This window comes from Streptomyces sp. NPDC058157 (genome assembly GCF_042884105.1).
GTDB lineage: Bacteria > Actinomycetota > Actinomycetes > Streptomycetales > Streptomycetaceae > Streptomyces.
In genome coordinates this window covers 32,303-58,987 of sequence record NZ_JBHVUQ010000027.1, presented here as the reverse complement: position 1 = coordinate 58,987, position 26,685 = coordinate 32,303, and the positions used below count along the sequence as shown (strand labels likewise).

The following is a 26,685-nucleotide window of genomic DNA, read 5'->3' as shown; positions in this document are numbered from 1 at the left end:
CCCTGCGGCTGCGCGGGGTCGGGGGCCTTGTCGAACGACAGCCGGGCGGTCTCCGCGAGGCCGTCGGCCGGGGCGGGGGGCTTGTCGAGCGACAGCCGGGCGGTCTCCGCGGCCGGGTCCGACGCCGCGGGGTGCTCCGGCTGCTCGGGCTGTGCCGGGGCCGGGGCCGGGGCCGGGGGCGTCGGGTCGGAGGGGGCCGCCCCCTCGGGTATCGGCGTTCCCTCGGGTTCGGTCGGCGGGCCGGACGGGCTGGCGGGCGGGGTCGGCGGCGTGCTCATACCTGGCGGCGTCCTTGCGAAGTGCGGCGTACGGAGATGCGGGCAGCCTGTCATGACCGCCCGCCCCCTCCAACCGCATTGGCCCCCCGCTCTCCCCCCGGCAGCGGAAATCAGACGATCTGTCGGATTCTGCCGTGCCCGACGGGGAACGCCCCGGGCCGCAGCCTCGTTCTGCGGGGTGAGGGATCGCGCCGGACGGCCCCGGCGATCCCCGGCAGCGCCGCCGCGCGGGGCGCCGCGCCCCACTGCCCGATCTGCCGAGGATCATTCACCCATGGGTACACAAGCCGACCCCGACCCCGACCTCGCCCCCGACCCCCTCGGCGGCAGCGCCCCCGGCACCGGGTCCGTCGCCAGCCTCGTCGGCCTCGTCGCCCTCGGCGCGGCCGCCTACACCGCCTGGGTGCTCGAAGTCGTCCTCTCCACCGGCCTCGACCCCATCGAGACCTACGTCAGCGAGCTCGCCGCCCAGGACCAGCCCCTCGGCGGCCTCTTCCGGGCCACCGACTTCACCGCCGGCCTGCTCGTCCTCCTCGGCGGGTTCCTCGCCCTCGTCCGCCTCGTCCGGTACCCCGAGGCCCGCCGCCCCTGGACGGTCGCCGGCTGGGCCGGGGTCACCCTCTTCGGCGCGGCCACCGCCGCCGACGCCTGGCTGCCGCTCAGCTGCCAGCCCACCGCCGACCCCGAATGCGCCGCCCGCGAGACCGCCGGCCTGGTCCCGGCCACCCATCAGGCCCACGCCGTCAGCAGCAGCCTCGCCATGACCGGCGCCCTCGTCGGGATAGTGGCCCTCACCGTCGCCGCCCGCCGCTACGGCCGGCTCGCCCCCCTCGCCCGCTACGGCCCCGCCCTCGTCGTCCTCGAACTGCTCGCCACCGCCTGGACCCTGACCGCCATCTCCCTGTTCACCGCCGGGCACGGCACCTGGGCCCTGGGCGCCGGCCAGCGGCTCCAGGTGCTGCTCGTCGCGCTCTGGCTGGGCCTCCTGGCGTACTCCGTCCACCGGGAGCGCCGCACATGACCCCGCCGGACGTTCCCGGCCGCTTCGTCCGGGTGGACGGCGCCGCCCTGCACACCCTCGTCGAGGGCGAGGGCCGTACGGGACCGCCCGTCGTGCTCAGCGCCGGGCTCGCCATGGCCTGGTTCGACTGGGACGAGACCGCCGGGCTGCTCGTGGCCGCCGGACGGACCGTCATCCGCTTCGACCGCCCCGGCCACGGCCTCAGCGCCCCCGCCACCGCCCCGCCGACCGCCGCCGGAGAGGCCCGCCGCATCGCCGGCCTGCTGGACGCGCTCGGCGTCACCGAGCCCGTCACCGTGGTCGGACACTCCCTCGCCGGGTTCCACGCCGAGGCCTTCGCTCGCCTCCTCCCGGAGCGCACCGCCGCCCTGGTCCTGGTCGACTCCAGCGTCGAGGAGGCCCCCCGTACGCTCCTGCCCGCCGCGCTGCGCACCGGCGTCGCCCGCGCGCTGGGCCGGGCCCTCACCGCCGCCGGTCTCCCCGCCGCGCTGGGACCGGCCGCCCGCCGGGCCGCCGTACGGGCCTCCCGTGCGGGGAGCGGGGCCGCCGACCCGGCCGCGCCGGACCTCGTACGCCGCTGCTACCGCACCGGCCGGGTCTGGCAGGGCGCCCTCCTGGAGAACGCCCGCTACCCGGACACCGCCGCCGAACTCCTCGCCCTGCGCGCCCGCCGCCCGCTGCCGGCCCCCACCACGGTCCTCGCCGCGCACGACGGGGGCCACGGCCGGGCCGCCCGGCGCTGGCTCGCCCGGCAGGCGGCCCTCGCCGACCGGCTGGGCGCCCGCTTCGAGGTGGCCGAGCCGGCCGGCCACCTGGTCATGCTGGACCGCCCGCACCAACTGGCACGGGCGGTCCGCCACGCGGCGGCCCCGCTCCCGCCGGGCCGCCCCGTCACGGGCGCGGCGCGGCCCCCCGCTCCTTGAGCATGTCGGCCATCAGCTTCATCTCCGACTGCTGCGCCTCGACCATCCCCTGGGCCAGCGCCCGTTCCGCCGGGGTCCGGCACTGCTTGGCGCAGCCCTGGGCCATGGCGACGCCGCCCTTGTGGTGCTCGGTCATCAGCTGGAGGTAGAGCACCTCGGCGTCCCGGCCGCTGCTGGTGCGGAGCTGGTCGAGCTCCTCCTTGGTGGCCATGCCGGGCATGAGCGCACCGGGCTTCGTGGCCGCCTCCCCGTGCCCCGCCGAGTGGTCCATGGACCCCATCGATCCCATGGACCCCATCGACCCCGTGGACCCCATCTCCATCCACGACATCGGCGGCTCGTCGGCCACCACCTTCGGCAGCCCCCACAGGTCCAGCCAGCCCAGCAGCATGCCGCGCTGGTTGGCCTGGGTGTTGGCGATGTCGTACGCGAGCCCGCGGACCGGCTCGTCCTGGGTGCGGTCGCGGACGATGAAGGACATCTCCACCGCCTGCTGGTGGTGCACCGACATGTCCCGCGCGAACCCCGCGTCGGGGGAGTACAGCGCCGGCGCGCCCGAGGCGGCGGAGCCGCCCGCGTTGCCGGAGCCCGAGCCGTCCGCCGTGGCGAAGGTGGCCCCGGCGGCGAACAGCGCGGCCAGCACGACCGCCGTGCCGGCCGCCCAGTACGTGCGGTTCGTACGGCTGCGGGTCACTTCTCGCCCAGCCCGTTGGTGCAGGCCGCGCCCGGCTCGGGGGTCTGCGGGCCCTGCACGTACTTGGTGAAGAACTGCGCCACCCGGGGGTCGTCCGCCTTGTCCACCGTCAGCTGCTTGCCCCAGGCGCTGAGCATGATCGTGCCCGCCTGCTCCTTGTCGGGGCTCATCAGCGTGTAGGGGGTCTTGCCGACCTTCCCGGCCAGCGCCTCGACGTCGGCCTTGGCGGCCTTCTCGTTGTACGTCACCCAGACCGCGCCGTGCTCCAGCGAGTGCACGGCGTTCACCTCGGGGACCGCGTTCTTGTAGACGTCGCCGTTGCAGTTCATCCAGCGGGGGTTGTGGTCGCCGCCGACCGGCGGGTTCATCTCGTACTTTACCGGGGTCTCGACGTGGTTGCGGCCGAGCTTCTTCGCGTCCCAGGTCTTCTCGCCGTCGACCGGCGCCTTGCGGGCCGCGACCGCGTCCTTGTCCTTCTGCTTCTGTTCGATGATCACCCACGAGCCGAAGCCGATGAGGCCGGCGACGACCGCCGCGGAGACGCTGATCGCGATGATCTTGTTGCGGCGGTCGCGCGCCTTCTCGGCGCGGCGCATCTCGGCTATGCGGTTCTGGCGGGAGTTCTTGTCGGACGTCCTGCTGGCCATGTGCCCTGGTTCCTTCTGCTGAGGGGGGTGTGGGGGTGGTGCCGGTGGTGTCGTCTACGGCGCCGCAGCCGTCAGGTCCGCAGCACTTGCAGGGCGTACAGGTCGGGGGCGCGCGCGAGGGTCCCCGGCGGACGTACCGGGCCCGTGGCCGCCGCGAGGGCGCCCGGAGCCGGGCCGGGCCGCGCCGCGGTGACGGCGGGCTGCGGGGCCGGTGGGACGGCCGGGGTCACGTGGGACAGGGGGGAACAGCCGGGGGCCTCGTACGGGGACGCGCAGGCGGCACGCTCCCCCGACGGGCCGTGTACGCGGTGTACGCCGTGTCCGGCGTACACCCGTACGGGCCCTTCCGCGCCCCGGGCGTCCTGGGCGGAACCCCCGCCGGGCACGCACAGGAACCCCATTCCGGCCGCCACGCCGAGGGCGAGCAGCAGCAGGAGGGCGCGGCGACGGGCGGGACGTCCGTGACGCCCGCTCCGCGTGTGCTCCCAGCCCCCCATGGCCGCAGATGGTAATGCTCATGACGGGCCCGAGGTCAGAGCGGGGGTGTCATCGGCCTTGGGGGGTGCGTAATGTGGCGGAAACCACCACTAGCGATACTGGACGGGCCCGGCTGCGCCGCCGGTCCTCCGGGTCGGTGGTGTACAGATCGTCTGAACTGCGAGGATGAAGGCATGGACAAGCAGCAGGAATTCGTCCTCCGGACGCTCGAGGAGCGCGACATCCGCTTCGTGCGCCTGTGGTTCACCGATGTGCTGGGCTTCCTGAAGTCCGTCGCGGTCGCCCCCGCCGAGCTGGAGCAGGCCTTCGACGAGGGCATCGGCTTCGACGGCTCCGCGATCGAGGGCTTCGCCCGCGTCTACGAGTCCGACATGATCGCCAAGCCGGACCCGGGCACGTTCCAGATACTGCCGTGGCGCGCCGAGGCCCCCGGGACCGCCCGGATGTTCTGCGACATCCTGATGCCGGACGGCTCCCCGTCCTTCGCGGACCCGCGCTACGTCCTCAAGCGCATCCTCGCCAAGACCTCCGACCTGGGCTTCACCTTCTACACCCACCCGGAGATCGAGTTCTTCCTGCTGAAGGACAAGCCGCTGGACGGCACCCGCCCGGTCCCGGCGGACAATTCCGGCTATTTCGACCACACTCCGCAGAACGTCGGCATGGACTTCCGCCGCCAGGCGATCACCATGCTCGAATCCATGGGCATCTCGGTCGAGTTCAGCCACCACGAGGGCGCCCCGGGCCAGCAGGAGATCGACCTGCGCTACGCCGACGCCCTCTCCACGGCCGACAACATCATGACGTTCCGCCTGGTCATGAAGCAGGTCGCCCTCGAACAGGGCGTCCAGGCGACGTTCATGCCGAAGCCGTTCTCGGAGTACCCCGGCTCCGGCATGCACACCCACCTCTCCCTCTTCGAGGGCGACCGCAACGCCTTCTACGAGTCGGGCGCCGAGTACCAGCTCTCCAAGGTCGGCCGCTCCTTCATCGCGGGCCTCCTGCGCCACGCCGCGGAGACGGCGGCGGTCACCAACCAGTGGGTCAACTCCTACAAGCGCATCTGGGGCGGCTCCTCCCGCACCGCCGGCTCCGGCGGCGAGGCCCCCTCGTACATCTGCTGGGGCCACAACAACCGCTCGGCCCTGATCCGCGTCCCGATGTACAAGCCGGGCAAGACCGGTTCCTCCCGGGTCGAGGTCCGCTCGATCGACTCGGGCGCCAACCCCTACCTCACGTACGCCGTCCTGCTGGCGGCGGGCCTCAAGGGCATCGAGGAGGGCTACGAACTCCCGCCGGGCGCCGACGACGACGTCTGGGCCCTCTCCGACGCCGAACGCCGCGCGATGGGCATCGAACCCCTCCCGCAGAACCTCGGCGAGGCCATCTCCCTGATGGAACGCAGCGAACTGGTCGCCGAAACCCTCGGCGAACACGTCTTCGACTTCTTCCTCCGCAACAAGAAGCAGGAGTGGGAGGAGTACCGCTCGGAGGTCACGGCCTTCGAACTCCGCAAGAACCTCCCGGTGCTGTAGCGCCGGAGCAACGCGTGCGGCCCCGTCCCGGGGAGTTCGGGGTGGGGCCGTTGGTGTTTGTCGGGGTCAGGTGGTCGGGGGTGGGAGGGTTGCCGGGTGCCAGAGGGGGGGGGGGGGGGGGGGGGGGGCGGGGGGCCGTGTGGAGTTGGGCGTCCAGGCCCAGCGCCGTTGTGGTGGGGGTGCCCGTCGTGTCCAGGGTCGCGGCGGGGGCGCCCGTGAAGAGCATGCGGGATTCCGTCCAGGCCGGGGGGCCGCCCAGGGTGGTCGTGGCGGCCGTGCCCGTTTCGGCGCGGCCCGTCAGGAGGCGGCCCGCCGCGGCGATCGCGCCGTAGCCCGCGCGGCCGCCGGATTCCGTGACGCTGGAGACCTGCGGGGCGCCCGGGCCGGCGGTGACCAGGGCGCTGCGGACCACGCCCGAGTCGGGGCGGCGGAAGTAGAGGCGGACGCCCGCGCCCTCGCGGGCCGCCGTGAGGGGGACCGTGGTGGCGGGGAGGCCGGTGGGGTAGGGGCCGCCCAGGGGGGCGTCCGGGGCGGGCTGGGTCCAGGCCAGGACGGACTTGGTGGTGGTGGCGTAGACGTGGCGGCGGCCCGCGGAGTCGACCACCGCGACCGGGTCGCCCTGGAGGTCCTCGCCGCCCAGCTTCTGCCAGTCGGTGAAGGCCCCCGAGGGCTGCTGGACGCGGGCCCGCAGGGTGCGCCGGGTGTCGCGTACGTAGACGGTCAGGCGGCCCGCCCCGTCCACGGCGGCGGCGGGGGCGCTGATGGCGGAGGTGCCGGGTTCGTCGCCCGGCTCGGGGGTGCCGAGGGACTGCCAGGCGCCGAACGGGCCGTCGGGACCGGCCTGGACGGCGTGGACGACCTCGCGCCGGTAGTCGGCGGGCCGGGGCCCGATGACCGTGCGGGTGGCGAGGACCGCGACGCGGCCGTCGGGCAGGCGGGCGGCGGTGGCGCCGGAGTCGATGCCGGTGCCGGGGAGCAGCGCGGGGCCGCTCCAGGTGCCGGAGCGGTCGCGGCTCCAGACGGCCATCCGGCCGTCGAGGGTGGCGAAGGCCCAGAGCCGGCCGGGGGTGCCCTCCGTGAGCCAGGAGGAGTTGTCGGCCCGGGCGTAGCGCAGGGACTGGGCCCAGTTGCGGCCGGTGGGGCTGCCGGCCACCTTGCGGTCGCCGCAGCCGTCGGGGGAGCCGCAGTAGTCGGCGTGGTCCTGCCAGGCGTACGTCTTGAGGTAGCCGATCTTCGTCTCGGCGGTCTGCGGGTCCAGGGCGTGGGGGAGGTTGCCGTTGTGGTAGCCGAGGTAGTTCTGCACGGAGAACCGCGGCCGGTCGGCGACCCGTTCGGCGTACGCGGCGGTGCCGGCCTGCACGAACCGGGCGCCGTACATGTGGTCCTGGTGGTCGGTGTACTTGCCGGTGTCCGGGTAGCGGTTCGGCGTCGGGTCCTGCATCCGTATCGTCGTCGGCCGGTAGCGCTCCAGGATGCCGGATATGGACTGGACGACCTGGTCCTTGGTGTACGAGAACGGCTGCTTGACCGGGGTGCCGGTGGTGAGCTGGGAGCCCAGCGCCGGTATCTCGCCGTTCCACAGGCCGCGCAGGCTGTCGGGGTTCTCGGCCGCCGGGTTGCGGGCCTCCCGCAGCTGGAGCCAGACCAGGTTGACCTGGGGCCGGGCCACGAGGACGTCGAGTTCTGCCTGGCCGCCGCCGGCGGTGGGGATGACGGTGCGCTTCCACGCGCTGGTGCGGTCGCCGGTGGCCATCTGGGCGTAGGCGGAGCGTATGCCGTTCTGCCGGGCCTCGGCGTAGCGGGCGCGGTCGGCGGGCTGCTGGGGGTCCTTGGCCTGGCCGCCGTTGGCCTCGTTGCGGCCGTCGGCCTCGCCGGAGGTGAGGTAGGCGGTGGTGACCGGGAGCCCGGCGAGCAGGGAGCGGCTGAGGTCGGGGTTCATGAAGAACAGGTCGTCGTCGGGGTGGGCGACGAACTGGACGACCGTGCCGGAGGTGGTGCTGGCGGGGAGGAGGGAGGCGGGGTCCTTCCCCTGGGTGGCCTCGGCGGCCGTCTGCTGGCCGGAGGCTATGGAGAGCACGCCGGAGGCGCCCAGGGTGAGCATGGGCACGACGGCCGCGAGGAGGAAGCGGCGGCGGGATACGGGCATGGGTCACGCCTCGATGTCGTTCCGGACGGGTGGAACCGCTGTGCAGTCACTGAGAGGCGAAATCGGCGGAGTCGGTTCTCGGTTCGGGCCGTCGATTTCACCGGTTCCGGTGAGGGCGGGCGCCTTCCCAGGGCGGCCGGGCGTGCCGGTGCACCGCCGGCGGCCCGCACAAGAGGGGGCCCGGCGTGGGGGTTTGGGGACGGTCCGGCACGGATGGTGTCTGTCCAGCCGGTGTGCGGTGTATGCCCCGGTGCGGGGGTGATGCGTGGTGGAGCGGGGGCGTTACGGGGTGGTGTTGCGCGGGCCCACCGGCTGCCAGGGGGCGAGGTAGGCGTCGGGTTCGTCCGCCGACGAGGTCACGTACAGCCGGGCGTCGAGGCCCACCACGGCCAGGCTGACCAGGTTCTTCCCGGTCATGGTGCTGGACGGGGCGCCCACGAACATCAGCGGCGAGCGCTCCCAGGGCCGGCCCTCGCCGACGTCGGCCCCGAGCAGCCCGCCCGCCGAGCGGCCGGCGAGGAGGTGCCCGCTGGCCGTCACCGAGCCGAAGCCCTGGAGTCCGCCGAGGTCGGTGAGACCGGTCGCCTTCAGGCCTTCCGCGTCCGTCATCAGGGCGGTGCGGACGTTGCCGGAGCCGGGCTTGCGGAACCAGATCCGCACGCCGCCCTCGCGGCCCTCGGCGGTCAGGGGCAGGGTGGTCTCGGGCAGGCCGGTGGGGGTGGCGGGGCCGAGGGGGGCGCCGGGGCCGGGCTGGAGCCAGCCGGTCACGGACTTGGTGGTGGCGGCGAAGACCATCCGCCGCCCGGCGCCGTCGGTGCCGGTGACCGGGGTGCCGTGCAGGTCGGAGCCGCCGTGGGCCTCCCACGGGCCCCACGTGCCGTCCGGGTGCTGCACGCGCCCGCGCAGGGTGGACGCGCCGTCGCGGACGTAGACGGCGAGGGCGCCGCCGCCGTCGACGGACACGGCGGGCGCGCTGATGTCGGAGGTCCAGTCGGCGTCGGAGGCCTCGGGGGTGCCGAGGGACTGCCAGGGGCCGAACTCCTCGGAGCCGAGGGCCCGCTGGACGGCGTAGACGACCTCGCGGCGGTAGTCGGCGGGCTTGTCGCCGAAGGAGGTGCGGGTGCCGAAGGCGGCCGTCCGGCCGTCCTTCAGGGTGACGGTGGACACGCCCTGGTCCATCCCGGTCCCGGGGAGCAGGCGGGGGCCGCTCCAGCGGCCTATGAGTCCGCTGCGGTGCCATACGGCGACCTGGCCGTCGAGGACCTTGAAGGCCCACAGGCCGTGTTCGGCGTCGGAGGTCAGCCAGTTGGTGCCGGTGCCGCGCGCGTAGTTGACGGTCTGGGTCCAGCCGTTGCCGGAGGGGTGCTCGGCGACCTTGAGGTCCCCGCAGCCGGCCTCGCTGCCGCAGTGGTTCTGCCGGTCCAGCCAGGCGTAGGTGTCCAGGATGTCCAGCTTCTCCTTGGCTTCGCCGGGGTCGAGGGCGCGCGGGAGGGAGCCGTTGAAGTAGCCGACGTAGTTCTGGACGGCGAAGTGCGGCCGGTCCTTGAACCCCTCCGCGTACAGGTCGGCGGCCAGCTGCACGAACCGGGCGCCGTAGAAGTGGTCCTGGTGGTCGGTGTAGCGCTTGGTGTCGGGGAAGCGGCCGGGGCTGGGGTCCTGGGTGCGGATGGTGGTGGGCCGGTAGCGCTCCAGGATGCCGACGATCGTCTGGACGACCTGGTCCTTGGTGTACGAGAACCCACGCCGGACGGGGCTGCCGGAGGCGAGCACCGACTCCAGGCGGGGCACCTTGCCGTCCCACAGGCCGTGCAGGCTGTCGGGGACGTCCTGGTAGACGTTGCCCGCCTCGCGCAGCTGCAGCCAGACGAGGTTGATCTGGGGCCGGGCGACGAGGACGTCGATCTCGGCGTGGCCGCCGCCCTTGGTCGGGACGACGCTGCGCTTCCAGGCGCTGCTGCGGTCGCCGGTGGCCATCTTGGCGTAGGCGGCGCGGATGCCGTTCTGCCGGGCCTCGGCGTAGGCCGGCTTGTCGGCGTGGGCGGAGGCCTCCTTGCCGGCGGCGGCGTTGATGCCGTCGGCTTCGCCGGAGGTGAGGTAGACGGTGGTCACCGGGTGGCCGGCGGCTATGGAGTACCCCAGGTCCGGGTTCATGAAGTACAGGTCGTCGTCGGGGTGGGCGACGATCTGGAGCACCCGGCCGGGGTCCGGGGCGTCCGGGGCGGTGGCGGCCGAGGGCCGGGAACCGGGGCCGGCGGGCGCGGTGAGGCCGGCGAGCGCCTCGTTGCCGCGCAGGACGAGCATGCCGCCGGCGGCGGTGGCGGCGAGGAGGGCGACGGCCTTGACGACGGCGCGTGCGCGGGGGTGCCCGACGTAGTGGTGGCCGTGCCGGGTGGCTGCGCCGCGCTGGCGGGGGACGACCACGCCGGGGCCGGGCCGTGGGACCGCGTCGGGGCCGGGCGGGGCGGTCGGGCCGTGTTCCGCGGGCGTGTCGCGGTTGGGCCGAGTCGTCGAGCGGGGGCCGGGTCCCGCGGGCCTGTCGCGGTCGGGCCGGGTGGTCGGGCCGGGGCCGGCCGGGGTGGCGGGGGTGTGATCGGGCGGGGAGGTCGGGCCGGGGCCGGGTCCTGCGGGCTTGTCGCGGACGGCCGGGCCGGCCGGGGCGTGATCGGGCCCGACGGGCGTGTCGCGGTCGGGGTGGGTGGTCGTGGGGGCCTCGGGGGCCGGCCCAGGCTCGCTCGGGGCGGGCTGGTGGGCGGGCGCGGTGGCAGGGCGCGAGGACAGGGGTCCGTGGGACATGGGGCTCCTCGCGGCCGGTCGGGCGGGGACCGGGCCCCTGACGCACAGATCTGGAGAGCTAAAAGTAAGCAGATAATCCGATAATCCTCCTCATGATATCGGCCACGGCACCCGGTGAGTCGAACGCCTGCTCCGGCTAGGCTCGCTCCCGGGCAGGACCAGACCACCGGCGGTGACGGGCAGGACCGGACCACCGGCAGCGACAGACTCGGGAGGCGGCGGGATGACAGTCCCGGGGCGCAGGAGCAGTACCTTCATCCGGCTGCTGCGGAGCGGGTTCACCGACCCCACCGCCGCGTCCCGGCTCCTCGACGCCGACGCGCTGGCCGCCGTACGCACCGACCCGGTGCTCCTCGACGCCCTCGGCGCCACCGCCGACCCCGACCTCGCGCTCCTCGGCCTCGTCCGCCTCGCCGAAGCCCAGACCGCCGAGGACCTGCCGCTCCTCCTCGACACCCTCGTGGCCGCCAAACCCCTGCGCGACCGCCTCCTCGGCGTCCTCGGCGCCTCCGAAGCCCTCGCCGACCACCTCGCCCGCCACCCCCGCGACTGGCAGGCCCTCGTCACCTACGAGGCCGCCGACCTGCACCCGGGCCTCCCCGAGTTCGAAGCGGGCCTCGCCGACGCCCACGACCCCGTCACCCTGCGCGTCGCCTACCGCCGCTGCCTGCTCTCCATCGCCGCCCGCGACGTCTGCGCGACCATAGACGTCGCCCAGACCGCCGCCGAACTCGCCGACCTGGCCACCGCCACCCTCCGCGCCGCCCTGCGCATCGCCTCCGCCGCCGCCCCCCAGGACGCCGCCGCCTGCCGGCTCGCCGTCATCGCCATGGGCAAGTGCGGCGGCAACGAGCTCAACTACGTCTCCGACGTCGACGTGATCTTCGTCGGCGAGGCCGCGCCCGGCACCGACGAGGGCAAGGGCATCCAGGCCGCCACCCGCCTCGCCTCCCACCTCATGCGGATCTGCTCCGAGACCACCGTCGAGGGCACCATCTGGCCCGTCGACGCCAACCTCCGCCCCGAGGGCCGCAACGGCCCCCTCGTCCGCACCCTCGCCTCCCACATGGCCTACTACCAGCGCTGGGCCAAGACCTGGGAGTTCCAGGCCCTCCTCAAGGCCCGCGCCGTCGCCGGCGACCCCGAACTCGGCGCCCAGTACGTCGAGGCCATAACGCCCCTGGTCTGGCAGGCCGCCGAACGCGAGAACTTCGTCGCCGACGTCCAGAAGATGCGCCGCCGCGTCGTCGACAACATCCCCGCCTCCCAGATCGACCGCGAACTCAAACTCGGCCCCGGCGGCCTGCGCGACGTCGAGTTCGCCGTCCAGCTGCTCCAGCTCGTCCACGGCCGCAGCGACACCACCCTGCGCTCCGGCACCACCCTCGACGCCCTCCACGCGCTCGCCGCCGGCGGCTACGTCGGCCGCGCCGACGCCGCCCAGCTCCACGACGCGTACCGCTTCCTGCGCAGCATGGAACACCGCATCCAGCTGTACCGGCTGCGCCGCACCCACCTCGTCCCCGAGGACGAGGCCGACCTGCGCCGCCTCGGCCGCTCCCTGGGCCTGCGCACCGAACCCGTCGCCGGGCTCAACAAGGCCTGGCGCCGGCACGCCTCCGTCGTCCGCCGCCTCCACGAGAAGCTGTTCTACCGGCCCCTCCTCGACGCCGTCGCCCAGCTCGCCCCCGGCGAGACCCGGCTCTCCCCGGCCGCCGCCGGCCAGCGCCTCGAAGCCCTCGGCTACGCCGACCCGGCCTCCGCCCTGCGCCACCTCGAAGCCCTCGCCTCCGGAGTCAGCCGCAAGGCCGCCATCCAGCGCACCCTGCTGCCCGTCCTCCTCGGCTGGTTCGCCGACTCCGCCGACCCCGACGCCGGGCTCCTGGGCTTCCGCAAGGTCTCCGACGCCCTCGGCAAGACCCCCTGGTACCTGCGCCTGCTCCGCGACGAGGGCGCCGCCGCCGAGAACCTCGCCCGCGTCCTGTCCGCCGGCCGCCTCGCCCCCGACCTCCTCATGCGCGCCCCCGAGGCCGTCGCCCTCCTCGGCGACCCCGAAGGCCTCCAGCCCCGTACGCCCGAGGCCCTCGAACAGGAGGTGCTCGCCGCCGTCGGGCGCGCCGACAGCGGGGAAGCCGCCGTCGCCGCCGCCCGCGGGGTACGCCGCCGGGAACTCTTCCGCACCGCGGCCGCCGACATCATCGCCTCCTACGGCACCGAGGAGAACCCCGCCGAGAAGGACTGCGGCGCCCTCGTCGACCGGGTCGGCGACGCCGTCTCCGAACTCACCGCCGCCACCGTCGCCGGAGCCCTGCGCGCCGCCGTCCGCGACCACTGGGGCGAGACCCTCCCCACCCGCTTCGCCGTCATCGGCGTCGGCCGCTTCGGCGGGCACGAGCTCGGCTACGGCTCCGACGCCGACGTCCTCTTCGTCCACGACCCCCGCGAGGGCGTCGACGAACAGGAGGCCGCCAAGGCCGCCCAGACCGTCATCGCCGAGATGCGCAGGCTGCTCCAGCTCCCCACCGCCGACCCGCCGCTCCTCATCGACGCGGACCTGCGCCCCGAGGGCCGCTCCGGCCCCCTCGTGCGCACGCTGGCCTCCTACGCCGCCTACTACCGGCGCTGGTCCCTGACCTGGGAGAGCCAGGCCCTGCTGCGCGCCGAGCCCGTCGCCGGCGACGCCGACCTCGGCCGTACGTTCATCGACCTGATCGACCCCCTGCGCTACCCCGCCGAGGGCCTGGGCGAGGACGCGGTCCGCGAGATCCGCCGCCTGAAGGCCCGCATGGAGGCCGAACGCCTCCCGCGCGGCGCCGACCCCACCCTCCACACCAAACTCGGCCGCGGCGGCCTCAGCGACGTCGAGTGGACCGTCCAGCTCCTGCAGATGCGCCACGCCTGGGCCGAACCCGGCCTGCGCACCACCCGCACCCGCCAGGCCCTGGCCGCCGCCCACGCGGCCGGCCTGATCCCGACCGAGGAGGCCCAGATCCTCGACGAGGCCTGGGTGCTCGCGACCCGCGTCCGCAACGCCGTGATGCTGGTCCGCGGCCGCGCCGGCGACACCTTCCCCGCCGACGCCCGCGAACTGGCGGCCGTCGGCCGCTACCTCGGCTACCCGGAGGGCAGGGTCGGCGAAATGCTGGACGACTACCGCCGCACCACCCGCCGCGCCCGCGCGGTCGTCGACGACCTCTTCTACGGGGCCTGACCCGGACGGCGTCGTGACCGCGGTTCCCGGCGCGGATGGAAGTCCTCACATCGGGATCGACTACCAGGTGAACGTGTGGGACCGCTACAACTGGGACCGCGGGAAGGGCACGCCCATCGGCCCGACCACGGTGACCGACAGTGACATGGCACGGTTCCACACGGTCGGCCTGGCGAGGGAATTCGACATGAGGGGAAGCAGCTCGGTGCAGGGATACGACCTGCGCTCGGACGGAGTCGGGCCGGCTCCCGCTGACCCCGGCAGGGACGGCACGAGCACGGACCTCGGCCGTAACGGAGATGCCCGCTGACCCGGCCGCGCGGGCGGATCGGCCTTGTGTGCGGTGCGCTGGTGCTGGGTGCCGCCCTCGTCGGAGGATGCGGGGAGGGGGCGGCCGAGCCGCCCGGCCCCTACTGGATGGAGGGGGTCAGCGCGGACGCGGTGGCACAGCACCTCAAGGTGGAGCTCCCCGCCGTGGCGACCGCAGCCAAGGCCGCACGGCAGCGGGGGCACGACGACCTGCTGCTCCTGTCGTTCGTGCTGCCCACCTCCGACGTGGACGGCTTCCTCGACGGGCTGGCGCCGGAGCACCCCGTGCGGCAGGGGATTCCCTTCGCCGGCGAGACAGGACTGTTCGACCGACTCGGGCTGCCCGACCCGGTCTCCGCACCGGGGGTTCGGGAGACACAGGTGTGCGCCCCCTGCGTCAAGCGGGACCTGGACTTCCTCCAGCTCGCGGTGGCCCCCGTGGACGGCAAGAGCAGCCGGGTCTATCTCAGGGCCGTCGACTGAGCCCGCCCGCCGAGGTCAGCCCCGGCGGAAGCGGTTCAGCAGGGCTGCCGTTGCCGGGTGGGGGGTGGTGTCCAGGGGGCTGCGGGGGAGGTGGTGGGGGAGGGCGCCGTACCAGGTGCGGGAGATCGTGTAGCCGAAGGCCAGGCAGAGCATGCCGCCCAGGGCGTCCAGCCAGAAGTGGTTCGCCGTGGAGACGATGACGACCAGGGTCGCCGTCGGATAGAGGAGGCCCAGGATCCGGGCCCAGGGGGCCGAGGCGACCGCGAAGATCGTCAGGCCGCACCAGAGCGACCACCCTATGTGCATGGACGGCATCGCCGCGTACTGGTTCGACATGTGCTTGAGGTTCCCCGAGGCCATCGAGCCCCAGGTGTGGTGCACCAGCACGGTGTCGATGAACCGGCCGCCGTTCATGAGGCGGGGCGGCGCGAGCGGGAAGAAGAAGTAGCCGAGCAGGGCCACGCCCGTCGTCGCGAAGAGGACGAGGCGGGTGGCCGCGTAACGGCCCGGATGGAAGCGGTAGATCCACACCAGCACGCCGATGGTCACGATGAAGTGCAGCGTGGCGTAGTAGTAGTTCATGCCCACCACCAGCCACGTCACCGAGTTGACGGCGTGGTTGACGTGGTGCTCCACCGCGATGCCGAGGCTCCGCTCGACGCTCCAGATCCAGTCGGCGTTCGCGAGCGCGGCGGCCTTCTGCTCCGGGACCGCGTTGCGGATCAGCGAGTACGTCCAGTAGCTGATCGCGATCAGCAGGACCTCGAACCAGATGCGCGGCCGGCGTGGAGCGCGGAGCCGGGCGAGGAGGCCGGAGTCCGCTGCCGGGCGGCCCTCGCTCCCTTTCGCGGGGGGCGACGAGACGTCCGTGCTGGGGGTGCCCCCGGCGGCGGCCGGGGGAGTTTCCAGTGTCTTCACGCTCGCTTCACCCATGGGGAGAGAGTCTGCCAGATGCGTCCTCGCCTCCGATCATCCCTCCGGACGGTCTTCCGCGCCCGCGCTCCGCCCTGCGGAGGACACCGTCCCGGAGGTCCGCTACCCTGCCCCGCCGCGCCGCTGGCCGGGTCCGGAAGCCGTGGACCCGCGCACCACCAGCTCCGGCAGGAACACGAACTCGCTGTGCGGGGCCGGCGTACCGCCGATCTCCTCCAGCAGGGTCCGCACCGCCGCCTGCCCCATGGCCTGCACGGGCTGGCGGATGGTGGTCAGCGGCGGATCCGTGAACGCTATGAGCGGGGAGTCGTCGAAGCCCACCACGGAGACGTCCTGCGGCACCCGCAGCCCCTGCTGGCGCGCGGCCCGGATCGCGCCGAGCGCCATCATGTCGCTGGCGCAGACCACGGCCGTGCAGCCCCGCCCGATGAGCGCCGCCGCGGCCGCCTGGCCACCCTCCAGGGTGTAGAGGGAGTGCTGGATGAGCTCCTCCGCCTCGGCCTCGTCGAGCCCGAGGCGCTCCTTCACGGCGAGGCGGAAGCCCTCGATCTTGCGCAGCACGGGAACGAACCGCTTCGGGCCGACCGCGAGGCCGATCCGGCTGTGCCCGAGGGCCGTCAGGTGGGTCACCGCCAGGTGCATCGCGGCCCGGTCGTCGGGGGAGACGAAGGGGGCCCGCACCTTGTCGGAGAAGCCGTTGATCAGGACGTACGGGACGCCCTGGCCGCGCAGCTGCTCGTAGCGGCCCATGTCGGCGGTGGTGTCGGCGTGCAGCCCGGAGACGAAGATGATCCCGGAGACGCCCCGGTCCACCAGCATCTCGGTCAGCTCGTCCTCCGTGGACCCGCCGGGCGTCTGCGTGGCCAGCACGGGCGTGTACCCCTGCCGGGTCAGCGCCTGCCCGATGACCTGCGCGAGCGCCGGGAAGATGGGGTTGTCCAGCTCGGGGGTTATCAGGCCGACCAGGCCGGCGCTGCGCTGCCGCAGCCGTACGGGCCGCTCGTAGCCGAGCACGTCGAGCGCGGCCAGCACGGACTCGCGGGTGCCTGCGGCCACACCGGGCTTGCCGTTGAGCACGCGGCTGACTGTGGCTTCGCTGACCCCCGCCTGGGCTGCGATGTCGGCAAGCCGTGCGGTCACGGGATCGGACTGTACCGGTACGGGGCTCAGAAAGCCCACCACGTGCAGGAATCGGGGGGAAGCCGGACCGTGCGCCCGTCGGTCTCCACGGGGGCGCTGGACAGCACGGGGCGGCCGGGCGAGGGCAGCTCGACGGCGGTGGGGCGGGTGTTGACGGTGCAGGCGAAGCCGGGCCGGGTGAACAGGAGGACCCCCTCGGGGGACGGACGCCAGCGCATGCCCCGCGCGTACACGGCGGGCCCGGCCCCGGCGCCGGGCCACTCGTCGGCCGGCCCGCCCTGCCCCGCCTCGACGGCGCCGAGGCCCGGCATCGCCCGGCGGAGCTCCAGGGCGGCGCGGTAGAGCTCCAGGGTGGAGTGCGGGTCGCCCGTCTGCGCGGCGACGCTGAGCCCGCCCCATCCCTCGGGCTGCGGCAGCCAGCTCCCGCCGCTGCCGAACCCGTACGGGGCCTCGTGCCCGGACCACGGGATGGGCACCCGGCACCCGTCCCGCAGCCCCTCCTGCCCGTCGGCCCCCGCCGGCCCGGCCTGCCCACCGGTTCCGGGCCCGTCGGCCCCCTGACAGCCCCCCGCGGGGGACCGGCGGCGGAAGGCCGGGTCCTTGCGGGACTCCGCCGGGAGGTCGGTGACCTCCGGGAGGCCGAGTTCCTCGCCCTGGTAGACGTACGCCGACCCCGGCAGCGCCAGCATCAGCAGCGCCGCCGCCCGCGCCCGGGCCAGCCCCTGCGCCCCGCCTCCGTACCGGGTCACATGGCGTACGACGTCGTGGTTGGACAGCACCCACGTCGTCGGTGCCCCCACCGCCGAGGTCGCCGCCAGGGACTCGTCGATGACCGTCCGCATCGCCGCCGGGTCCCACGGGCAGTTCAGGAAGCGGAAGTTGAACGCCTGGTGCAGCTCGTCGGAGCGTACGTACAGGGCCAGCCGCTCCGAGGTCGGCGCCCACGCCTCCGCGACCCCGATCCGCCCGCCCCCGTAGGAGTCGAGCAGGCGCCGCCAGGAGCGGTGGATGGCGTGCACCCCGTCCTGGTCGAAGAAGGGGAGCGGCTCGGTGCCGATCAGCGTGGCCTGCGCGCCCCGGCCGATGTCCGGCAGGCCCGGGGCCTTGACCATGCCGTGGGCCACGTCCACCCGGAACCCGTCCACCCCGAGGTCCAGCCAGAACCGCAGCACCGAGGCGAACTCCTCCGCCACCTCCGGGTGCTCCCAGTCCAGGTCGGGCTGCTCGGGGGCGAACAGGTGCAGGTACCAGTCCCCGTCCGCGACCCGGGTCCAGGCGGGACCGCCGAAGACGGACTCCCAGTCGTTCGGCGGCAGCGAGCCGTCCACCCCGCGCCCCGGCCGGAACAGGTACCGCTCCCGGGCGCCGGGCACTCCGGCGAGGGCCTCCCGGAACCAGGGGTGCCGCTCGGAGGTGTGGTTCGGCACCACGTCCACGATCACCCGCAGCCCCAGCGCGTGCGCGGCCCGGACGAGGTCGTCGGCGTCGGCGAGGTCCCCGAAGAGGGGGTCCACGGCCCGGTAGTCGGCGACGTCGTACCCGCCGTCCGCCTGCGGGGACACGTAGAAGGGGGTCAGCCACACCGCGTCCACCCCCAGCCGGGCCAGGTGCGGCAGCCGCTCGCGCACCCCGCGCAGGTCCCCGACGCCGTCGCCGTCGCTGTCGGCGAAGGAGCGGACGTACACCTGGTAGATGACGGCATCGCGCCACCAGCCGCCGCTCGCGGACGGGTTGCTGGAAGCTCTTGCAAGCGGGAGGGCCGTCAACTCGTGGTTCATACCGCAGTCAACGCGCGTACACGCCCCGTGGTTGCGGGCCTGTGGAATCGAAGCCGCCTCGAACTGACAGCAAGCTGCGGCAACCGTACGGACACACGGATGTAACGATCCCCTCCGCTTGCAGAAAATTGCCGCAAGGTCTTTCGGTCGGCTTTCAGTCTTGTTACGTTCCCTGCAACTCGGGACCGCGAGGGCGCGGCCGGGATCATCGAAGGAGTTCATATGCGGCGTGGCATAGCGGCCACCGCGCTGGTCGCGACCCTGGCGCTCGCGGCGACGGCCTGCGGCGGTGACACCAAGGACAACGGTGGTGGGACGAACGCCGGCGGCGAGCTGTCCGGCACCGTGACCTGGTGGGACACCTCGAACGAGGCCGAGAAGGCGACCTTCCAGAAGATCGCCGAAGGCTTCACCGCGCAGCACCCGAAGGTGACCGTCAAGTACGTCAACGTGCCCTACGGCGACGCCCAGAACAAGGTCAAGAACGCCTTCAGCAGCGGCGCCGACGCCCCCGACGTGATCCGCGCCGACGTCGGCTGGGTCGCCGACTTCGCCTCCCTCGGCTACCTCGACGAGGTCCCCGCCGACCAGGTCAAGAAGGTCGACGCCGAGTTCCTGCCGCAGGCCGCCGCCAGCGGGAAGTTCGACGGCAAGACGTACGCCGTCCCGCAGGTCATCGACACCCTCGGCCTCTTCTACAACAAGAAGATGCTCGCCGACGCCGGCGTCCAGCCCCCCAAGAACCTGGAGGAGCTGAAGACCGCCGCCGCCGCGATCAAGGCCAAGACCGGCAAGACCGGCCTCTACCTGCGCGGCGACGACTCCTACTGGTTCCTGCCCTTCATCTACGGCGAGGGCGGCGACCTCGTCGACGCCAAGAACAAGACCGTCACCGTCGACGGCCCGGCCGGCGTCAAGGCCTTCAAGGCCGCCCGCGACCTGGTGGCCTCCGGCGCCGCGGTCACCAACGCCACCGACGGCTGGACCAACATGCAGACCGCCTTCAAGTCCGGGGAGGTCGCGATGATGATCAACGGCCCCTGGGCGGTGGAGGACAGCTACGCCGGCGACCAGTTCAAGGACAAGGCCAACCTCGGCGTCGCCCCCGTCCCGGCCGGCTCCGTCAAGGCCGGCGCCCCGCAGGGCGGCCACGACCTCGCCGTCTACGCCGGCTCCAAGAACACCGCCGCCGCGCACGCCTTCGTGGAGTACATGACCTCCCAGGACGTCCAGGTGCGGTCCGCCAAGGAGCTGAGCCTGCTCCCGACGCGCACCGCCGCCTACGACCAGCCGGACGTCAAGGCCAGCGAGATGGTCCAGTTCTTCAAGCCGGCCGTCGACCAGTCCGTCCAGCGCGCCTGGATCCCGGAGAACGGCTCCCTCTTCGAGCCGCTGAAGGTCGAGTACACCAAGGCCGTCACCGGGGCGTCGAGCCCCGAGGACGCGGCCAAGGCGGCCGGCGTCGAGTTCCGCAAGATCCTCAAGGGCTGGAAGTAGTACGCACGATGGCTGCTGACACCAGCCGGTCGGTGACCGGGGCCGCGGCCGGCGAGACGACCCTCGCCGGCCGGGGCCCCGGCCCCGGCCGTACGACCGCCAAGAGCGACGCGCCCGCCGCCGCGAGCCCGCGCGGCGGGTTCCGCCGCGCCCTCGCCACGCACTGGTACGCCTGGACGATGGTCGCCCCGGTCGTCCTCGTCCTCGGCGTCATCGTCGGCTGGCCGCTCGTCCGCGGCGTCTACCTGTCGCTGACCGACGCCAGCGAGCGCAACGTCGCCCGGACGATCGGCGTGCGCCACATCGAGGCCACGTACGAGTTCGTCGGGCTCGACAACTACGCGGCCGTCCTCGGCGATCCCGTCTTCTGGCAGCGGCTGGTGTGGACGGTGGTGTGGACGGTCGTCTGCGTCTGCGTCACCTTCGCCCTCGGCCTCGCCCTGGCCACGATGCTCAACCGGCGGTTCCGGGGCCGCGCCGCCTACCGGATGGCGCTGATCCTGCCCTGGGCCGTGCCCGGCTTCGTCTCCGTCTTCGCCTGGCGGTTCCTCTTCAACCGCGACAACGGCATCCTCAACAAGGTCCTCGACGGCGGGGGCATCTCCGCCGTGCCGTGGCTGGACGACCCGACCTGGGCCAAGCTCTCCGTCATCGCCGTCAACGTCTGGCTCGGCGTGCCCTTCATGATGGTCGCCCTGCTCGGCGGGCTCCAGTCGATCCCCGGCGAGCTGTACGAGGCCGCCGAGATGGACGGCGCCGGGCCGTGGCAGCGGTTCCGGCACATCACCCTGCCCGGGCTGCGCGCCGTCAGCATGACGGTGGTCCTGCTCTCCACCATCTGGACCTTCAACATGTTCCCGGTGATCTTCCTGCTCACGCGGGGCGGCCCGGGCGACTCCACCGAGATCCTCGTGACCCAGGCCTTCCGCCAGGCCTTCATCGCCAGCCCGCGCGACTTCGCCGGCTCCGCGACCTGGGGCGTGCTGATCCTCGGCCTGCTCATGATCTTCGCGCTGGTCTACCGGCGCTCGCTGCGCAAGCAGGGAGAGGTGTGGTGACCACCGTGTCCACGACCGAAGCCAGGCCCAAGGGAGTCCGGCCGCGCGGTGCGCGGTCGCCGCTCGCCTCCTTCGGGCTGCACGCCACGCTCCTCGCCGCGTCCGTGATCGCCGTCTTCCCGGTGCTGTGGATCCTGCTGACCTCGCTGAAGCCCGCGAAGTACGCGATCAGCACGGACTTCGTCAAGGAGCCGTCGCTGGACAACTACTCCTACCTGCTGGAGTCCAGCCACTTCATGAGCTGGTTCGGGAACTCCGTGCTGGTGGCGGGCGTCACGACGGTGCTCGGCGTGTTCATCGCCGCCACCACCGGCTACGCCGTCAGCCGGTTCAGGTTCCCCGGCATGAAGCCGCTGATGTGGACCCTGCTGATCACGCAGATGTTCCCGATGGCCATCCTCATCGTCCCGCTCTACAACATGATGGGGGAGTTCGGGCTGCTGAACCAGCCGCTCGGCCTGATCATCACGTACCTCACCATCGCCGTGCCGTTCTGCGCGTGGATGATGAAGGGCTTCTTCGACACCATCCCGGTCGAGATCGACGAATCCGGCCGGGTCGACGGGCTCAACCCCTTCGGCACCTTCTGGCGCCTGATCCTCCCGCTCGCCAAGCCCGGCCTCGCCGTCACCGGCTTCTACGCCTTCATCACCGCGTGGGGCGAGGTCGCGTACGCGTCGGCCTTCATGGTCGGCGAGGAGAACCTCACCCTCGCGGGCGGGCTGCAGACCTTCGTCACGCAGTACACGTCCAACTGGGGTGCGATGAGCGCGGCTTCCGTGCTGATCGCCATCCCGGCGGCCGTCTTCTTCCTGTTCGCCCAGCGTCACCTCGTCGCCGGCATGACGGCGGGCGCCACCAAGGGGTGACCACCCCGCGCTCCGCACCGTGTCGCACCGGCCCGATCTCTCCAAGGACACCATGACCCAGCACCTCGCCGACGCTCTCCCCACCCCGACCGGGACCCGGTCCGGCTGGTGGAGAGACGCGGTGATCTACCAGGTCTATCCGCGCAGCTTCGCCGACTCCAACGGGGACGGCATGGGGGACCTGGCGGGCATCCGCGGCAGACTGCCCTACCTCAAGGAGCTCGGCGTCGACGCCGTCTGGCTGAGCCCCTTCTACGCCTCCCCGCAGGCCGACGCCGGCTACGACGTGGCCGACTACCGGGCCATCGACCCGATGTTCGGCACCCTGCACGACGCCGACGCCGTCATCCGCGAGGCCCATCGGCTGGGCCTGCGCATCATCGTCGACCTCGTCCCCAACCACTGCTCCGACCAGCACGAATGGTTCAAGCAGGCACTGCGGGAGGGCCCCGGGACCCCGCTGCGCGAGCGCTTCCACTTCCGCCCGGGGAAGGGCGAGTCGGGCGAGCGGCCGCCGAACGACTGGGAGTCCATCTTCGGCGGGCCGGCGTGGACGCGGGCCGAGGACGGGGAGTGGTACCTGCACCTCTTCGCGCCCGAGCAGCCCGACTTCAACTGGGAACACCCGGCGGTCCAGGACGAGTTCCGGTCCGTGCTCAGGTTCTGGCTGGACCTGGGGGTGGACGGGTTCCGGATCGACGTCGCGCACGGGCTGGTCAAGGCGGCCGGTCTGCCCGACCTGGGGCGGGACGAGCAGCTCAAGCTGCTGGGGAACCAGGTGCTGCCCTTCTTCGACCAGGACGGGGTCCACGAGATCTACCGCTCGTGGCGCAAGGTGCTCGACGAGTACGCGGGCGAGCGGATCGGGGTCGCGGAGGCGTGGGCGCCGAGCGTGGCCCGGACCGCGCTGTACGTGCGGAGCGACGAGCTGCACCAGGCGTTCAACTTCCACTACCTGACGACGGGGTGGGACGCCGCCGCGCTGCGGGCCGCCGTCGACGAGTCGCTGGACGCCATGCGGCCCGTGGGGGCGCCGACCACCTGGGTGCTGTCCAACCACGACGTGGTCCGGCACCGGACGCGGTTCGGCAGCCTGGCGCGGGCGCGGGCGGCCGTGCTGCTGATGCTGGCGCTGCCCGGGTCGGCGTACGTGTACCAGGGGGAGGAGCTCGGGCTGCCGGAGGTCGTCGACCTGCCGGACGAGGTGCGCCAGGATCCGTCCTTCTTCAAGGCGAACGGGCAGGACGGGCTGCGCGACGGGTGCCGGGTGCCGATCCCGTGGTCGGGGGACGCCGCCCCGTACGGCTTCGGGGAGGGCGGCAGCTGGCTGCCGCAGCCGGCGGAGTGGGCCGCGCTGAGCGTGGAGGCGCAGACCGGTGACGCCGGGTCGACGCTGGAGCTCTACCGTGCGGCGCTGCGGATCCGGCGGGAGCACGCGGATCTGGGTGCGGGGGACGCGGTGGAGTGGCTGGAGGGGCCCGAGGGGGTTCTTTCGTTCCGGCGGGGGGCGTTCGTCTGCACCGTCAACACCACGGGGGAGGACGTGCGGATAGCGGGGGTGGGTGGTTCCGTGCTGCTGGCCAGTGGTGAGCTGGGGGCCGATCCCGCGGTGCTGCCCGCCGACACCACGGTGTGGTGGCAGGGGTGAGTTCCCCGTTGCGGCTGACGGACATCGCCTCGCAGGCCCAGGTCAGCGAGGCGACCGTCAGCCGTGTGCTCAACGGCAAGGCGGGCGTGGCGGCCGGCACCCGGCACCGGGTGCTGGCCGCCATGGACCTGCTGGGTTATGAGCGGCCCATGCGGCTGAAGCGGCGGAGCAACGGGCTGGTGGGGTTGATCATCCCGGAGCTGACCAACCCGATCTTTCCGGCGTTCGCGCAGGTCATCGAGCAGGCCCTGGCCGGGCACGGGTATACGCCCGTGCTGTGCACGCAGACGCCGGGCGGGGCGACCGAGGACGAACTGGTCGAGCAGCTGGAGGAACGGGGGGTCACCGGGATCGTCTTCCTGTCCGGGCTGCACGCCGATGCGAGCTCCGATCCGGCGCGGTACCAGCGGCTGGCGGCGCGCGGGGTCCCGTTCGTGATGGTCAACGGCTTCAACGAGCACGTCCAGGCCCCGTTCGTCTCCCCGGACGACCGGGCCGCTGCGGAGATGGCCGTACGGCACCTGGAGGAGCTGGGGCACCGCAGGATCGGGCTGGCCATCGGGCCCACGCGGTACGTGCCGTCGGCGCGCAAGGAGCAGGGGTTCCTGGCCGCCCGGCCGGGGGCGGATGCGGAAGGGCTGGTCCAGCGCACCCTGTTCACGGTGGAAGGGGGCCACGCGGCGGGCATCGCCCTGCTGGAGCGGGGGTGCACGGGCGTGGTGTGCGCGAGCGACATGATGGCGCTGGGCGTCGTACGGGCCGCCCGGGAGCGGGGGCTGCGGGTGCCGGAGGACGTCTCGGTGGTGGGGTTCGACGACTCCCCGCTGATCGCCTTCACCGACCCGCCGCTGACGACGGTCCGCCAGCCGGTCCGCGCGATGGCCACGGCGGCGGTGGGGGCGCTGCTGGAGGCGGTGGCGGGGACGCCGGTCCAGCGGACGGAGTACGTGTTCCAGCCGGAGCTGGTGGTCCGGGGGTCCACGGGGCCGGGGTAGGGGGGCTCGCGGTGCGGGCCCGTTGTCACGCGCCCTCGCGGCGCGGGCCCGCCATCTCCCCCTCGACGGGCAGGGGCTGAGCGGTGTTTGCCCACCCGCCTCCCCGGGTGCGGGCCGGTGGGTGGGGGGCCGGGTTTCGGCGGGGCGGCCTCAGGGATGTCTTGGGGGTTTCCCGTCAGTCCCACTGTCCTTCCGGTTCGGGCCGGCCTGTCAAGGGCGCTCCTTCGTCGCGTCGCTTCGCGATGGCCTGCGGCCACCCTTGACAGCCCGACCCGCCCCGGAAAGACAAGGACTGTCGGGAAACCCCCAAAGGAACGGGACGGACGTACGGCAGGCATGCGGCTCCCTCAGCGATGAGCCGGGCGGTCGGGGGCCGGCAGACCGGCATGCGGCCCCCATCAGCCGCAAGCGGGGCCGACGTCCGCGTCAGATCGCTACGCGCTTCTCCCGTCTCGGCGGCTGCCGGCCGTCCGGGGATGGTCATAGGCGGGCTGGACGTTCGCGACGGCGGTCGTGAACTCGCGGCCCGAGGCGTTGCGGATGTACGCCAGTTCCGTCCAGTGCTCGTAGTCGATGTCGTCCGAGACGTTCTCGTTGATCACGGCCATCAGCACACCCTCCACACCGGAGGCGATGTCACGGACCCGGCGGCGGAGGAGGCGGTGCGGGACGTACTCGTACTGCTCACTCATCCGGCGCTCCCTCGAAGACGTCGAGGAATCGCCGCCAGCCGGGGTGGGCTCGGGTGAGCAGGTCGGTGCCGGCTGTGTCTATGACCGTCACACGGGTCGGCGGGTTGTCCGAGGTTCCGGGGTGGAGTGCCTCGGGGGCACAGCTGTGTGCGACGTGGCTGGTCACAGGCCACTCCCTGCCGTTGTCAGCGGATGAGGTGACCAGGGTGGGGGTGCGGGAAGGCCCCGACTGACACGCGTTGGTGATAGTCGGGGCCAGGGCCTTACGGGGTGCTGTCAGACGCCGAGCCAAGTGCCGTAGGAGAGGAAGTTGTCGGGCAGCTGGCGGCGGGCGGCTTCCAGGCCGGTGTAGGTGTCTCTCACCGTCTGGTGGTAGCGGGCCTGCTGCGGGGCGGCCTTCCGGGCGCGGAGGAGGTGGTCGAACGACGTGTCCAGGTCGCCGGTCCACAGGTGCGCCCGCGCGAGCTCCGCGTAGTGGTGGGCCTTTCTCGACTTGGGCCAGTCCTGCGGGATCTCGACGCCGCGTCCGGTGCGCGCGGCCTCCCCGTACTCGTCCAGCTCGGCCAGGACGCTCACCCGGTGGACCTTCACGTTCGTGGGGCCGAAGGACAGGTAGTGCACGGTGGGTGCTTCCCCTGTGTGGGCGGCGATCCGTTCGGCCTCGGACAGGTGGGTCTCGGCGGTCGCCCGGTCCTTCGAGCGGCCGGCCATGACCGACGCGCCGAGGTGCAGCTGGCCGGTGACGACCTCCCGCTCCTGGCCGGGGTCGGCCTGCTCCAGCAGGCTCAGGCCGAGGGCGGTGAGGCGCTGGCCCGTGCGGTACTGGCCGTCGCGGAGGTAGGTGAGGGCGCGCATGTAGCGGTAGATGCCGCCGAGGGCGGCGCTGGAGGCGCGTTCGGCGGCCCAGTCCATGCGGGCCAGCGCGATGGTCGCCAGGTCGCCGTAGCCCAGCTTGGTCGCGATGTCGTAGGCGGTCCGGTAGGTGCTGGCCAGCAGGAGCCAGCGTTCGTGTCCGGGTGCAGCGTGGGCGGAAGTGGTGGCCTCCAGGATGAGGCCGGGAACGGCTGCGGCTGCCTGCTTGATCTCCCCGGCGCGGACGGCGACGAGGAGCGATTCGGCGTCGGCGGTCAGGAGTTGATGGGGCCGGGGGCTGATCTCCGGGTCGGCGCCGAGGTCGTAGACGTCCAGGGCCTCGCGGATCGGCTGGACGAGGACGTCCAGTTGGTCTTCGCGGAGTTCGGCGGTATAGGGCTGGCCGAGGACCGTGGCGACGTCGACGCGGAGGGCGCGGGCCACCTGGGCGATGACGTACGGGGAGGCCGGCTTCACACCCTGCTCCGCCTTCGTCAGGGTGGAGTAGGGGACTTGGGAGAGATCGGAGAGGGCCTTCTGGGTGAGGCCGTGCTGCAGGCGGAGGCGCTTGATGCGGGCGCCGGTGTGGTCGTGCGGGAGAGCGTGCATGCTGTTGCTCCGTTCTGACTCGACACCGGAAACAGTAGCCGGGTGTGACGTTCTCCTTTCGGGTCAGGAAGGGGTA

20 protein-coding genes and 1 pseudogene are annotated in these 26,685 nt (G+C 73.2%); 10 read left to right on the top strand and 11 right to left on the bottom strand.

Annotated elements, in window-relative coordinates; genetic code table 11:
- A pseudogene (locus tag ACFVXK_RS09995) lies at nt 1–278 on the bottom strand (zinc ribbon domain-containing protein); the annotation flags it as partial.
- Nucleotides 279–552: 274 nt separating this feature from the next.
- Here ACFVXK_RS09995 and ACFVXK_RS09990 point away from each other — a divergent pair.
- Together ACFVXK_RS09990 and ACFVXK_RS09985 are read left to right on the top strand one after the other, a co-directional pair.
- Nucleotides 553–1,299, top strand: coding sequence for a DUF998 domain-containing protein (locus ACFVXK_RS09990; RefSeq protein ID WP_389611021.1), 747 nt, complete (start codon nt 553–555; stop codon nt 1,297–1,299).
- Nucleotides 1,296–2,222, top strand: coding sequence for an alpha/beta fold hydrolase (locus ACFVXK_RS09985; RefSeq protein WP_389611020.1), 927 nt, complete (start codon nt 1,296–1,298; stop codon nt 2,220–2,222). The genes ACFVXK_RS09990 and ACFVXK_RS09985 overlap by 4 nt, the downstream gene beginning before the upstream one ends.
- On the opposite strand, the gene ACFVXK_RS09980 is transcribed toward ACFVXK_RS09985, so the two are convergent.
- The 3 genes from ACFVXK_RS09980 to ACFVXK_RS09970 all read right to left on the bottom strand — a co-directional run bounded on the left by ACFVXK_RS09980 (nt 2,191) and on the right by ACFVXK_RS09970 (nt 4,060).
- Nucleotides 2,191–2,916, bottom strand: a complete 726-nt coding sequence (locus ACFVXK_RS09980) for a DUF305 domain-containing protein (protein ID WP_389611019.1) — start codon at nt 2,914–2,916, stop codon at nt 2,191–2,193. The two genes, ACFVXK_RS09985 and ACFVXK_RS09980, sit on opposite strands and share 32 nt — an antisense overlap.
- A complete protein-coding gene (locus ACFVXK_RS09975) occupies nt 2,913–3,563 on the bottom strand; it encodes a DUF3105 domain-containing protein (RefSeq protein WP_389611018.1) in 651 nt (216 codons plus the stop codon). Before ACFVXK_RS09975 ends, ACFVXK_RS09980 begins: the two co-directional genes overlap by 4 nt.
- 71 nt (nt 3,564–3,634) lie before the next feature.
- On the bottom strand, nt 3,635–4,060 hold the full coding sequence (locus ACFVXK_RS09970; protein WP_389611017.1) for a hypothetical protein: 426 nt from the start codon (nt 4,058–4,060) through the stop codon (nt 3,635–3,637).
- A 174-nt stretch (nt 4,061–4,234) separates the two neighbouring features.
- On the opposite strand from ACFVXK_RS09970, the gene ACFVXK_RS09965 reads away from it, so the two are divergent.
- Complete coding sequence (locus ACFVXK_RS09965) at nt 4,235–5,596, top strand: glutamine synthetase family protein (RefSeq protein ID WP_389611016.1); 1,362 nt, start codon at nt 4,235–4,237, stop codon at nt 5,594–5,596.
- Here the strand turns inward: ACFVXK_RS09965 and ACFVXK_RS09960 are convergent.
- Both ACFVXK_RS09960 and ACFVXK_RS09955 read right to left on the bottom strand, forming a co-directional pair.
- Nucleotides 5,556–7,742 (bottom strand): PIG-L family deacetylase, encoded by a 2,187-nt coding sequence (locus ACFVXK_RS09960; protein WP_389611015.1) that lies wholly within the window; start codon nt 7,740–7,742, stop codon nt 5,556–5,558. The genes ACFVXK_RS09965 and ACFVXK_RS09960 overlap by 41 nt on opposite strands.
- Nucleotides 7,743–8,024: 282 nt before the next feature.
- Nucleotides 8,025–10,535: a PIG-L family deacetylase gene (locus ACFVXK_RS09955; protein WP_389611014.1), complete on the bottom strand. Its 2,511-nt coding sequence runs from the start codon at nt 10,533–10,535 to the stop codon at nt 8,025–8,027.
- Between the two features lie 223 nt (nt 10,536–10,758).
- On the opposite strand from ACFVXK_RS09955, the gene ACFVXK_RS09950 reads away from it, so the two are divergent.
- Complete coding sequence (locus ACFVXK_RS09950) at nt 10,759–13,746, top strand: bifunctional [glutamine synthetase] adenylyltransferase/[glutamine synthetase]-adenylyl-L-tyrosine phosphorylase (protein ID WP_389611013.1); 2,988 nt, start codon at nt 10,759–10,761, stop codon at nt 13,744–13,746.
- Nucleotides 13,747–14,097: 351 nt separating this feature from the next.
- Nucleotides 14,098–14,538, top strand: a complete 441-nt coding sequence (locus tag ACFVXK_RS09945) for a hypothetical protein (protein WP_389611012.1) — start codon at nt 14,098–14,100, stop codon at nt 14,536–14,538.
- Nucleotides 14,539–14,553: 15 nt separating this feature from the next.
- Here ACFVXK_RS09945 and ACFVXK_RS09940 read toward each other — a convergent pair whose 3' ends face one another.
- The 3 genes from ACFVXK_RS09940 to ACFVXK_RS09930 all read right to left on the bottom strand — a co-directional run bounded on the left by ACFVXK_RS09940 (nt 14,554) and on the right by ACFVXK_RS09930 (nt 18,389).
- Nucleotides 14,554–15,471: a phosphatase PAP2 family protein gene (locus ACFVXK_RS09940; protein ID WP_389611011.1), complete on the bottom strand. Its 918-nt coding sequence runs from the start codon at nt 15,469–15,471 to the stop codon at nt 14,554–14,556.
- A 102-nt stretch (nt 15,472–15,573) separates the two neighbouring features.
- Nucleotides 15,574–16,611 carry a LacI family DNA-binding transcriptional regulator gene (locus ACFVXK_RS09935; protein ID WP_389611010.1) on the bottom strand — a complete coding sequence of 346 codons (1,038 nt, stop codon included), beginning with the start codon at nt 16,609–16,611 and terminating at the stop codon, nt 15,574–15,576.
- 26 nt (nt 16,612–16,637) lie between these two features.
- Nucleotides 16,638–18,389: a glycoside hydrolase family 13 protein gene (locus tag ACFVXK_RS09930; protein ID WP_389611009.1), complete on the bottom strand. Its 1,752-nt coding sequence runs from the start codon at nt 18,387–18,389 to the stop codon at nt 16,638–16,640.
- 222 nt (nt 18,390–18,611) lie between these two features.
- On the opposite strand from ACFVXK_RS09930, the gene ACFVXK_RS09925 reads away from it, so the two are divergent.
- Genes ACFVXK_RS09925 through ACFVXK_RS09905 form a run of 5 tightly spaced genes read left to right on the top strand, consistent with a single transcriptional unit; the run spans nt 18,612 to nt 24,456 of the window.
- Nucleotides 18,612–19,886, top strand: coding sequence for an extracellular solute-binding protein (locus ACFVXK_RS09925; RefSeq protein ID WP_389611008.1), 1,275 nt, complete (start codon nt 18,612–18,614; stop codon nt 19,884–19,886).
- 8 nt (nt 19,887–19,894) lie between these two features.
- Entirely contained in the window at nt 19,895–20,944 is a 1,050-nt protein-coding gene (locus ACFVXK_RS09920; protein WP_389611007.1) for a carbohydrate ABC transporter permease, read from the top strand.
- Nucleotides 20,941–21,813 carry a sugar ABC transporter permease gene (locus tag ACFVXK_RS09915; protein ID WP_389611006.1) on the top strand — a complete coding sequence of 291 codons (873 nt, stop codon included), beginning with the start codon at nt 20,941–20,943 and terminating at the stop codon, nt 21,811–21,813. Before ACFVXK_RS09920 ends, ACFVXK_RS09915 begins: the two co-directional genes overlap by 4 nt.
- A 52-nt stretch (nt 21,814–21,865) precedes the next feature.
- Nucleotides 21,866–23,461, top strand: coding sequence for a glycoside hydrolase family 13 protein (locus tag ACFVXK_RS09910; protein WP_389611005.1), 1,596 nt, complete (start codon nt 21,866–21,868; stop codon nt 23,459–23,461).
- Nucleotides 23,449–24,456, top strand: coding sequence for a LacI family DNA-binding transcriptional regulator (locus ACFVXK_RS09905; protein WP_389611004.1), 1,008 nt, complete (start codon nt 23,449–23,451; stop codon nt 24,454–24,456). Before ACFVXK_RS09910 ends, ACFVXK_RS09905 begins: the two co-directional genes overlap by 13 nt.
- Nucleotides 24,457–24,890: 434 nt before the next feature.
- Here ACFVXK_RS09905 and ACFVXK_RS09900 read toward each other — a convergent pair whose 3' ends face one another.
- Both ACFVXK_RS09900 and ACFVXK_RS09895 read right to left on the bottom strand, forming a co-directional pair.
- Complete coding sequence (locus ACFVXK_RS09900; RefSeq protein WP_389611003.1) at nt 24,891–25,148, bottom strand: hypothetical protein; 258 nt, start codon at nt 25,146–25,148, stop codon at nt 24,891–24,893.
- 276 nt (nt 25,149–25,424) lie between these two features.
- Nucleotides 25,425–26,609, bottom strand: coding sequence for a helix-turn-helix domain-containing protein (locus ACFVXK_RS09895; protein WP_389611002.1), 1,185 nt, complete (start codon nt 26,607–26,609; stop codon nt 25,425–25,427).
- Nucleotides 26,610–26,685 lie beyond the last annotated feature (76 nt).

What these genes read in the sequence shown, in the direction of transcription:
- ACFVXK_RS09990 (WP_389611021.1), top strand. Translation starts at nt 553, where the DNA reads ATGGGTACACAAGCCGACCCCGACCCCGACCTCGCCCCCGACCCCCTC.
- ACFVXK_RS09985 (WP_389611020.1), top strand. Translation starts at nt 1,296, where the DNA reads ATGACCCCGCCGGACGTTCCCGGCCGCTTCGTCCGGGTGGACGGCGCC.
- ACFVXK_RS09975 (WP_389611018.1), bottom strand. Translation starts at nt 3,563, where the DNA reads ATGGCCAGCAGGACGTCCGACAAGAACTCCCGCCAGAACCGCATAGCC.
- ACFVXK_RS09970 (WP_389611017.1), bottom strand. Translation starts at nt 4,060, where the DNA reads ATGGGGGGCTGGGAGCACACGCGGAGCGGGCGTCACGGACGTCCCGCC.
- ACFVXK_RS09965 (WP_389611016.1), top strand. Translation starts at nt 4,235, where the DNA reads ATGGACAAGCAGCAGGAATTCGTCCTCCGGACGCTCGAGGAGCGCGAC.
- ACFVXK_RS09960 (WP_389611015.1), bottom strand. Translation starts at nt 7,742, where the DNA reads ATGCCCGTATCCCGCCGCCGCTTCCTCCTCGCGGCCGTCGTGCCCATG.
- ACFVXK_RS09955 (WP_389611014.1), bottom strand. Translation starts at nt 10,535, where the DNA reads ATGTCCCACGGACCCCTGTCCTCGCGCCCTGCCACCGCGCCCGCCCAC.
- ACFVXK_RS09950 (WP_389611013.1), top strand. Translation starts at nt 10,759, where the DNA reads ATGACAGTCCCGGGGCGCAGGAGCAGTACCTTCATCCGGCTGCTGCGG.
- ACFVXK_RS09940 (WP_389611011.1), bottom strand. Translation starts at nt 15,471, where the DNA reads ATGGGTGAAGCGAGCGTGAAGACACTGGAAACTCCCCCGGCCGCCGCC.
- ACFVXK_RS09930 (WP_389611009.1), bottom strand. Translation starts at nt 18,389, where the DNA reads ATGAACCACGAGTTGACGGCCCTCCCGCTTGCAAGAGCTTCCAGCAAC.
- ACFVXK_RS09925 (WP_389611008.1), top strand. Translation starts at nt 18,612, where the DNA reads ATGCGGCGTGGCATAGCGGCCACCGCGCTGGTCGCGACCCTGGCGCTC.
- ACFVXK_RS09920 (WP_389611007.1), top strand. Translation starts at nt 19,895, where the DNA reads ATGGCTGCTGACACCAGCCGGTCGGTGACCGGGGCCGCGGCCGGCGAG.
- ACFVXK_RS09910 (WP_389611005.1), top strand. Translation starts at nt 21,866, where the DNA reads ATGACCCAGCACCTCGCCGACGCTCTCCCCACCCCGACCGGGACCCGG.
- ACFVXK_RS09900 (WP_389611003.1), bottom strand. Translation starts at nt 25,148, where the DNA reads ATGAGTGAGCAGTACGAGTACGTCCCGCACCGCCTCCTCCGCCGCCGG.
- ACFVXK_RS09895 (WP_389611002.1), bottom strand. Translation starts at nt 26,609, where the DNA reads ATGCACGCTCTCCCGCACGACCACACCGGCGCCCGCATCAAGCGCCTC.